Source organism: Roseiarcus fermentans, from assembly GCF_003315135.1.
Taxonomy (GTDB): domain Bacteria; phylum Pseudomonadota; class Alphaproteobacteria; order Rhizobiales; family Beijerinckiaceae; genus Roseiarcus; species Roseiarcus fermentans.
On sequence record NZ_QNRK01000036.1, the window covers coordinates 63,331 to 71,866 of the forward strand.

The 8,536-nt window shown below is 67.5% G+C and carries 4 protein-coding genes; all 4 read left to right on the forward strand.

The annotated features are described in order from the left end of the window. Positions 1-159 precede the first annotated feature (159 nt). The 4 genes from gyrA (at position 160) to DFR50_RS32650 (ending at position 8,277) form a co-directional block, all read left to right on the forward strand. Positions 160-2,895 (forward strand): DNA gyrase subunit A, encoded by a 2,736-nt coding sequence (gene gyrA, locus DFR50_RS24940; protein ID WP_113891982.1) that lies wholly within the window; start codon positions 160-162, stop codon positions 2,893-2,895. A gap of 1,215 nt (positions 2,896-4,110) precedes the next feature. Further along, positions 4,111-4,689 (forward strand): Uma2 family endonuclease, encoded by a 579-nt coding sequence (locus tag DFR50_RS24950; protein ID WP_113891984.1) that lies wholly within the window; start codon positions 4,111-4,113, stop codon positions 4,687-4,689. 284 nt (positions 4,690-4,973) lie between these two features. Then, entirely contained in the window at positions 4,974-5,858 is an 885-nt protein-coding gene (locus tag DFR50_RS24955; RefSeq protein WP_113891985.1) for a transporter substrate-binding domain-containing protein, read from the forward strand. Between the two features lie 16 nt (positions 5,859-5,874). Further along, a complete protein-coding gene (locus tag DFR50_RS32650) occupies positions 5,875-8,277 on the forward strand; it encodes a hybrid sensor histidine kinase/response regulator (protein ID WP_113891986.1) in 2,403 nt (800 codons plus the stop codon). Positions 8,278-8,536: the final 259 nt, after the last annotated feature.

Consider the following 8,536-nt stretch of genomic DNA (forward strand, 5'->3'; position numbering starts at 1 on the left):
TATCCGCGCCGCGCGCCACCCCCCTGTCAATGATCCCCGCCCGGGAGGGCAAGCCGCTCCCTCCGACAGGCCCTCGACCCGCCGCCGCGGCAATCTCGACGTGTGGCGCCGAAGGGTGGAATCGGATAGACGGTAGCCCGTGCGAAACGAGGCAGCGAATTGAGCGACACCCGCGACGAACGATCTGGCCCTGAGCAGCAGCCGGCCGACATCAAGCCCGTTTCGATCCTCGATGAAATGAAGCGCAGCTATCTCGATTACGCGATGAGCGTGATCGTCAGCCGTGCGTTGCCGGACGTTCGCGACGGCCTCAAGCCCGTCCATCGTCGCATCCTCTATGCGATGCACGAACTGAACTTCACGCCGGACCGCCCCTACAACAAGTCTTCCCGAACAGTCGGCGACACGATGGGCAAGTACCATCCGCACGGCGACCTCGCGATCTACGACGCGCTCGTGCGCATGGCGCAGGATTTTTCCATGCGCGTGCCGCTGATCGACGGCCAGGGCAATTTCGGCTCGGTCGACGGCGACCCTCCGGCGGCTTCGCGCTACACCGAAGCGAGGCTCGACCGCAGCGCGCTCGCGCTGCTCGAGGACCTCGACAGGGACACCGTCGACTTCAAGCCGAACTACGATGAGAAGGAGGAGGAGCCGGCCGTCCTGCCGGCGCGCTTCCCCAATCTGCTGGTCAACGGCGCCGGCGGCATCGCCGTCGGCATGGCGACCAACATCCCGCCGCACAACCTCGGCGAGACCATCGACGCGCTGCTGGCGATGATGGAGAAGCCCGACATTTCGCTCGACGAGCTGATGGAGCGCCTGCCCGGGCCCGACTTCCCGACCGGCGCCAAGATTCTCGGCCGCGCCGGCATCCGGTCGGCCTATGCGACCGGCCGCGGCTCGATCATCATGCGCGCGACGGTCGCGGTCGAGGAACTGCGCAAGGGCAAGGACCGCGAGGCGCTGATCGTCAGCGAGATCCCCTATCAGGTCAACAAGGCGACCCTGATCGAGAAGATGGCCGAGCTCGTGCGCGAGAAACGCATCGAGGGCATCTCGGACCTGCGCGACGAGTCGGACCGCGACGGCATGCGGATCGTGATCGAGCTCAAGCGCGACGCGGTCGCCGAGGTGGTGCTCAACCAGCTGTGGCGCTTCACCGCTATGCAGTCGAGCTTCGGCGCCAACATGATCGCGCTGAACGGCGGTCGGCCCGAGATGCTGACGCTCCGCGACATGCTGCGCGCCTTCCTCGACTTCCGCGAGGACGTCGTAACCCGGCGCACCAAGTACCTGCTGGCCAAGGCGCGCGACAACGCCCACATCCAGGTCGGCCTCGCCATCGCCGTCGCCAACATCGACGAGGTGATCCGGCTCATCCGCACGTCCCCCGATTCGGGCGCAGCCCGCGTCGCGCTGATGGAGCGGTCGTGGCCGGCGCGCGACATGGCGCCGCTGATCGCCCTCATCGCCGATCCGCGCCACACGCTCGACGCGGACGGCTCGATCAAACTGTCCGAGACGCAGGCGCGCGCCATCCTCGAGCTGCGCCTCGCCCGCCTCACCGCGCTCGGCCGCGACGAGATCGCCGAAGCGCTGAACCGGCTCGCGACCGAGATCGCCGACTATCTCGACATCCTCGGCTCGCGCCTCCGCCTGATGGGCATCATCCGGGACGAGCTCGTCAAGGTGAAGGCCGACTTTCCCTCGCCGCGCCGCACCAAGATCCTCGAGAGCGAAGCCGACATGGACGACGAGGACCTCATCCAGCACGAGGAGATGGTCGTGCTGGTGAGCCACGGCGGCTACATCAAGCGCGCCCCCTTATCGACCTACCGGGCGCAGCGCCGCGGCGGCAAGGGGCGCGGCGCCATGGCGACGCGCGACGAAGATTTCGTCGCGCGCCTGTTCGTCGCCTCGACCCATCAGCCGGTGCTGTTCTTCTCGTCCACGGGTCAGGTGTACAAGGAGAAGGTCTGGCGCCTTCCGTTGGCTGCGCCGCAGGCGCGCGGCAAGGCGCTCGTCAACCTGCTGCCGCTCGAGCAGGGCGAGCGCATCACCACCATCATGCCGCTTCCCGAGGACGAGGCGACCTGGGAATCCTGGGACGTGATGTTCGCGACCACGCGCGGCACCGTCCGGCGCAACAAGCTTTCCGACTTCGCCCAGGTCAACCGCGCCGGCAAGATCGCCATGCGGCTCGACGAAGGCGAGCGGATCGTCGACGTCCAGATCTGCTCCGACAAGCAGGACGTGCTGCTGACGACGGCGCGCGGCCAGTGCATCCGCTTCGCGGTGGGCGACGTGCGCGTGTTCAAGGGGCGCGATTCCATGGGCGTGCGCGGCATCGCGCTCGCCGAGGGCGACGGCGTCATTTCACTCGCCATCCTCAACGCCTTCGAGGCGACGGGCGACGAGCGGGCGGCCTATCTGAAGCAGCGCCGCGCGCTCCTCGGCGAAGCGGCGGAAGAGGGGGGCGAGGCCGAGACCGACGGCGAAAACGGCGCTGCGAACGGCTCGGCGCTGTCGCCCGAGCGGTTCGCCGCCATGCAGGCCGCCGAGCAGGTGATCTTGACGGTGTCGGAGAACGGCTACGGCAAACGCACCGTGTCATTCGAATACCGGCTCACCGGACGCGGCGGCAAGGGCATCGTCGCGATGGCGGTCAACGAGCGCAACGGCGCGCTCGTCGCCTCCTTCCCGGTCGCCAATTCCGACGAGATCATGCTGGTCACCGACGGCGGCCAGCTCATCCGCGTGCCGGTCGCGGGCATTCGCATCGCCGGCCGCGGCGCCCAGGGCGTCATCGTGTTCCACACCGCCGACGGGGAGCGCGTGGTCGCGGTCGACCGGATCGGCGAGGCCGGAGGGGACGAGGACGAGACCGGCTGAGCGCGACAGGCGCTCGCGACTTTACGGGCGCCGACCCTTTCCGTCGGTCGAGACCTGACTTGCGTAACCGGGGGGCGGATTTCCGGGCCGCAGCCCTGTCGGGCGCGCTCGTTGAGCGTGCAGGGCGGGGTCAGCGAGCTTGTCAGCGACCCCGCCCTGCACCGTCGGCGGCCACCGTGCAGGCCTGGCAGGCCACGCATCTTTTCAGAGACTTGGGCGCCGAGACCTGTCACTTTTTCACTTTTCGACTCGAGAGCCTTGGCGCCTGCGCCTCCACTATCCCCGGACCAATTTTGGTGATGGGCAAGGCTCCGCCGAGCGGCGGCGTGCGCGAGCGCAAGCGGCGGCGCGGGACGTCGGGCGCCCGGGCGCGGCCGTACAGGCGGTTCCGTTCCGCGACTGCCGCGAGATGCGGCTGAACCGCCTTCCGTTCGCCCGTCTCGAGCCAAACGCCGGCGCAGCGGAGCGCCTTCTCGAGCCGGGCCACCCCGTGCGAAGTCTTCGGCGCCGTCGAACCGGCGTTCCGCCAGCGCCTCGGCGACCGCGCGGGACGCCGCGGACGGGTTCGTGTCGGGCGCCTGCGCGATCGGCTCGACGCTGTAGCCGGACACGAGCAGGTCGAAAAGAGGCTCCCTTCGCTCGATCCTCTTCACGCGTCGGGCCTTTTCCGCGGCGCGCCTGCCCGCCCAATCGGATGGGGGCTCCTCGGGCGGTCCGGACTCGCCGGATGCGGCTTGTAGGCTGGACATGCGGACTCGGTTTTCCTCAGGCCAGATTTCAGTCTACATTGATTTCCGTTTTTCCGCAATCCTTTTTCCCGCCGCGGTCGGGACGGACGGCGCTCGTCGGACTCAGAGACCCCTCGGAGCGGAATTCGTCAACGGCCCGAATCGACGTAAAGCACCCGTTGCGGATTGCGGTCGTGGACGCCTCAATTGGGCGGAAAGCGCGCCCACGAGGGTCGCCTCGGGAAGGAATGGATTGCACGCTTGTGGGGGAGGCCGGGAGGGGGGCGCGCTGAACTCGACGATTAGCCACTTTGCAGCTGCGACACTGAGAGGTCCGTGAGACCCCCCACCCTGTCCCGCCCCCACAAGGGGGGCGGGGGCGCCGCCGGGCGCCAGAAGTCTCCCTTCAGGCGATTGCCCTGAGTGTCCGGCGAAAGCTTGGCGTTCAGCGGCGGCAAGGCGTAGACTTCGGCCCCGGAGGTAACCGATGAGCGGAATTCTGGAGCGTCCCCCGGCGCCGGCGCGGCGGCGGCTCGACGTCGAAGCCCTCTACAGAATGGCCGAGGCCGGTATTCTGACCGACCCGCATCGCGTCGAACTGATCGACGGGGAGATCATCGACATGGCGGCCATCGGCAGTCCGCACGCCGCGATCACAAACCGGCTGGCGCGCCACTTCTCCCGCGCCTTGCCCGACGACGTCGCGCTCGTCAGCGTGCAGAGCCCGCTGCGTCTCGGCGCTTATGACGAGCCCGAGCCGGATCTCATGGTCTTGCGGCCCCGTGCGGACGGCTTTCGCGCCAGCCATCCGGGCGCGGACGACGTTCTCCTTCTCGTCGAGGTTGCCGACAGTTCGCTCGCCTACGATCGGGGCGTCAAGCTTCCGCTCTACGCGAGGTTCGGCGTGCCGGAGGTCTGGATCGTCGATCTCGTCGGCGGCGCCGTCGAGGTTTTCGGCGAGGCCAAACACGGCGGCTACGCCGCGCAGAAGCGGTTGACGGGCGGATTGCTCACCCCGGCGCGCCGACCGGGGGTCGTGGTGGACATCTCTGCGCTGCTCGCGTGAGCTTCTGCAGCCCGATCGAGCGGGCTGCGCCTCTCGGGCCGGCGCGAAGACTCGCTGCTTGATCCACGTCATCCCTCTCCAATAGCCAGACGCAAAAAATGCCCCGCCGGCGGCTCTTCGTGCGCCGGGCCGCGACGCATAGTCGCCGCGCCGGGTTCGGGCCCGCCTTGGCGCGGTTCTTGTTCCTCCAACGGCAGGAAATCGCAAATCGCAACGCGCAGGCGAAATGCGGCGGGACCAAGGCTGGGCGGCGACGCTCCCGCTCCACGCCGAGTAAGGTTTGAATGTCGATCAAGGCATGGTTCGCAGCGGCGATGCTGTTCGTCGTCGGGCTGTCGGGGATGGCGGCTCGCGCGGACGACCTCGATGAGGTTCGCGCCCGCGGCGAACTTCGGCATCTCGGGATCCGTTACGCCAATTTCGTCACCGGCGCCGGCGACGGCTTCGACGTCGAACTCGCACAAGGGTTCACGAAACATCTCGGCGTCAAGTATGTCTTCGTTCAGACCGATTTCTATTCGGTCCTGCGCGACCTCCTCGGCAAGACTGTCGACCGTCATGGCGACGACGTCACGCTCGAGGGCGACGATCCGATCCGCGGCGACATGATCGCGGCCGGGTTTACAGTGCTTCCATGGCGCGAGAAGGTGGTCATCTATTCGCAGCCGACATTTCCGTCGCAGATCTGGCTGGTCGCCCGCGCCGACTCGCCGTATTCGCCGATCAAGGAAAGCAACTCGCTCGCCCGGGACATTGACGAAACCAAAGCGCTGATCGGGAGCAAGAGCCTTCTCGTCATGGAGAAAACCTGCCTCGACCCGGCGAATTACGCGCTGAAAGGCCGGGGAATCGATCTTCGCGCCTATACCAGGAACACCAATCTGAACGAAATGACGCCCGCCCTGCTGCACGGCGAAGCCGAGTTCACTCTGCTCGACGTGCCGGATGCGATCCTCGACCTGCAGAAATGGGCTGGCAAGATCAAGGTTCTCGGCCCGATCTCCGAACAGCAGAACCTGGCGGCCGCCTTTCGACCCTCCGGGCCGAAGCTGCGCGACGCCTTCAACGACTATCTGCACACAATCAAGGCGGACGGCTCCTACGATGCGCTGGTCGAAAAATACTATCCGGGCATTCGCAATTCCCTTCCTGATTTTTTCGTAAACTAGGCGCTGCAATTTGCGAATGACGATTCGCAAAACGCTACTTTCGTTTCGGCAAACCGTCGGCTGGCCGCTGATCGGGGCGGCGGCCTTCTGCCTGTACGCCGTGATGTTGTTGTGGAGCGGTTTCCATTCCGAACAGCAGCTTCGCGCGGAGTCCAACCAGCGTCTGCTGTTGGAAAGCGCGCGACGGGCGGCGTCGGTCGACGATTTCCTCGCGCGTCTGCGCGCCGACGCCGTCGCGATCGCCGACGCCCCGGAGATCGCCGCCTACAATGCGAACAAGGCCCTGGGCATGTCGCCGCGTTACGGGCTGAACGCCAATCTCGCCGCCGTCACGGAGCTGTTCAACGCTCGGCTGAAGCGGGGGACCGTGCGCGGACAGACTGTCTTCGACCGCGTGACCTTCTACGATGAAAACGGTTCGGCGCTGGCTTACGCCGCGGAGGACGCGCGCGCGGCCCCGCCCGCGAGCGCGCCCCGGGCGGCCGCCGACGCCACGGTCCTCGTCGATCCGGACGGCGCCGTTCTCTCCGCCCGGTCCCTCGTGTCCTACCGCGGCGTCCCGGCCGGATTGGTCGTGGCCGAGGCGCCGTTGGCGCAACTCTCCCGTTATCTGATCCAGAACAGCGCCGAGTCCGGTTTCTTCGAGTTCCTCGTGACGCCGGACGGACGTCCCCTGCCCGCCGAAGCCGAACCGCCGCCGGGCGTCGGGGCCAGGATCAGCCAGGCCGCCCGACAGGCGCCGGGCGCGGTTCTGCCGCTCGCGTCATCCGGCCCCGAAAGCCGTTGGCTCGCCGTTCGGACGCCCGTGCCGGGCGCCGGTCTGGACCTCGTCACCCTGATCTCCGACAAGGCCGCCTACGGGCACATCACGTCGCGGCTCCTGCTCGATTTGGCGAGCGTCTTTCCGCCTCTCGTCCTCGTGGCCGCGGTCCTGTTCGAGACCATGCGCAGGAGGGCGCGGGACCTGCGGGCTTCGATGGCCGAATCCGACCGGCGCCGGTTCGAACTCGAGGGCCGCAACGAAGGATTGACCCGCGAGATTGCGCGGCGGGAAGAGGTCGAACGCGAGCTCAAGGACCAGCGCGAGCGGCTCGAAGCGATGGCCCGGGACCTGAAGGCCAGCATGATGCGGGCCGAGGAGGGAAGCCGCGCCAAATCCGAGTTCCTGGCGACCATGAGCCACGAAATCCGGACGCCGATGAACGGAATCATCGGAATGACGAGCCTCCTGCTCGACACCGACCTTTCGCTCGACCAGAGGCGCTTCGTCGACACGACCCGCGACTCCGCCGAGGCCCTGCTCGCCATCATCAACGACATTCTCGACTTCTCCAAGCTCGAGGCCGGGAAACTGGAGTTCGAGGAAACGCCTTTCCAACTGCGCCCGCTGGTCGAAGGAGTCGTCGAACTGCTTTCGCCGCGGGCGAAAAGCCGCGACATCGGGCTGTCTTTCCGGATTTCACACGTCGACCATGAGGTCTTTCTGGGCGACGCCGGCCGCCTGCGGCAGGTTCTGCTGAACCTCGCTGGCAACGCCGTCAAATTCACCGAGCGCGGCTCCGTCTCCATCGTCGTGGGCGTGCGCCGTCAGCCGGCGGGCGGCGCCCTGCTCGAGGCGACGGTCGCCGATACGGGCATCGGCATCGCCGAGTCGGCCAAGGAGCGGCTGTTCAAGACCTTCTCCCAGGCCGACGCATCCACCGCCCGGCGCTACGGCGGCAGCGGTCTCGGCCTCGCCATCTGCAAGCGCATCGTCGAGCGCATGGGCGGAGAGATCGGCTTCGAAAGCCGCGAAGGCGAGGGAAGCGTCTTCTGGTTCACCGTTCCACTCACGGTCGCGGGCGATTCGGCGCCGAGCGGCCCCGCGCCGCAGACGCAGGCGAGCCAACCGGGTCCGCCGATCCCCGCCGATCGCGACAGGTCGAGGTCGCTCCGGCGCCCGCCCGACGGCGCGGTCGCGCCGATCCCTTCCGACGGGCCGAAGCACGGCCTTCGAATCCTGGTCGTCGACGACAATTTCGTGAACCAGCAGGTCGCGGCGGGCCTCCTGAACAGACTGGGCCACCGCGCCGATGTCGCCGAGGACGGCGACCAGGCGGTCGAAGTGGTCGCCCGGGGCGATTACGACATGGTTCTGATGGACATCCAGATGCCGCGGGTCGACGGGCTCACGGCGACCAGGCTCATTCGCCGGCTGCCGCCGCCGCGCAACGCCATCGCGATCGTCGCGGTGACGGCGAACGCGATGGCCGGCGACCGGGAAGTCTGCCTGGCCGCGGGAATGGACGATTATATCTCGAAGCCGATCAACCGACAGCAACTCGCGGAGCTCCTGGATCGCTGGCGCGAGCGGTTGCACGACAGCCGAAAAGCCGAGACCTCGCCTGAACGCGCGAGGGGCCCGGGACGCCACGGGTGATGCGGTCCAGAGGGCGTCCGCAAGGACGCCCCCCGCTCAAAAGGCCCGATTGAGAGTCAACGACACGGCCTGCGTGACCCAGGGCGATCGCATTTCAAAACAGGGTGAGGAGGCGGGCGAGGTAGGCTTCGTCCCAACCGGCTCGTTTGAACTTGCCGCGGAGTGAGCCTTTCTCGCCGTCTTTCTGCATGACGTTCAGGACCATGTGGCGGAGAACGGCGAGATTTTCGGGACCGTTGCCCAGACGGCTGCGGTCCTG

What these genes read in the sequence shown, in the direction of transcription:
- DFR50_RS24950 (WP_113891984.1), top strand. Translation starts at nt 4,111, where the DNA reads ATGAGCGGAATTCTGGAGCGTCCCCCGGCGCCGGCGCGGCGGCGGCTC.
- DFR50_RS24955 (WP_113891985.1), top strand. Translation starts at nt 4,974, where the DNA reads ATGTCGATCAAGGCATGGTTCGCAGCGGCGATGCTGTTCGTCGTCGGG.
- DFR50_RS32650 (WP_113891986.1), top strand. Translation starts at nt 5,875, where the DNA reads ATGACGATTCGCAAAACGCTACTTTCGTTTCGGCAAACCGTCGGCTGG.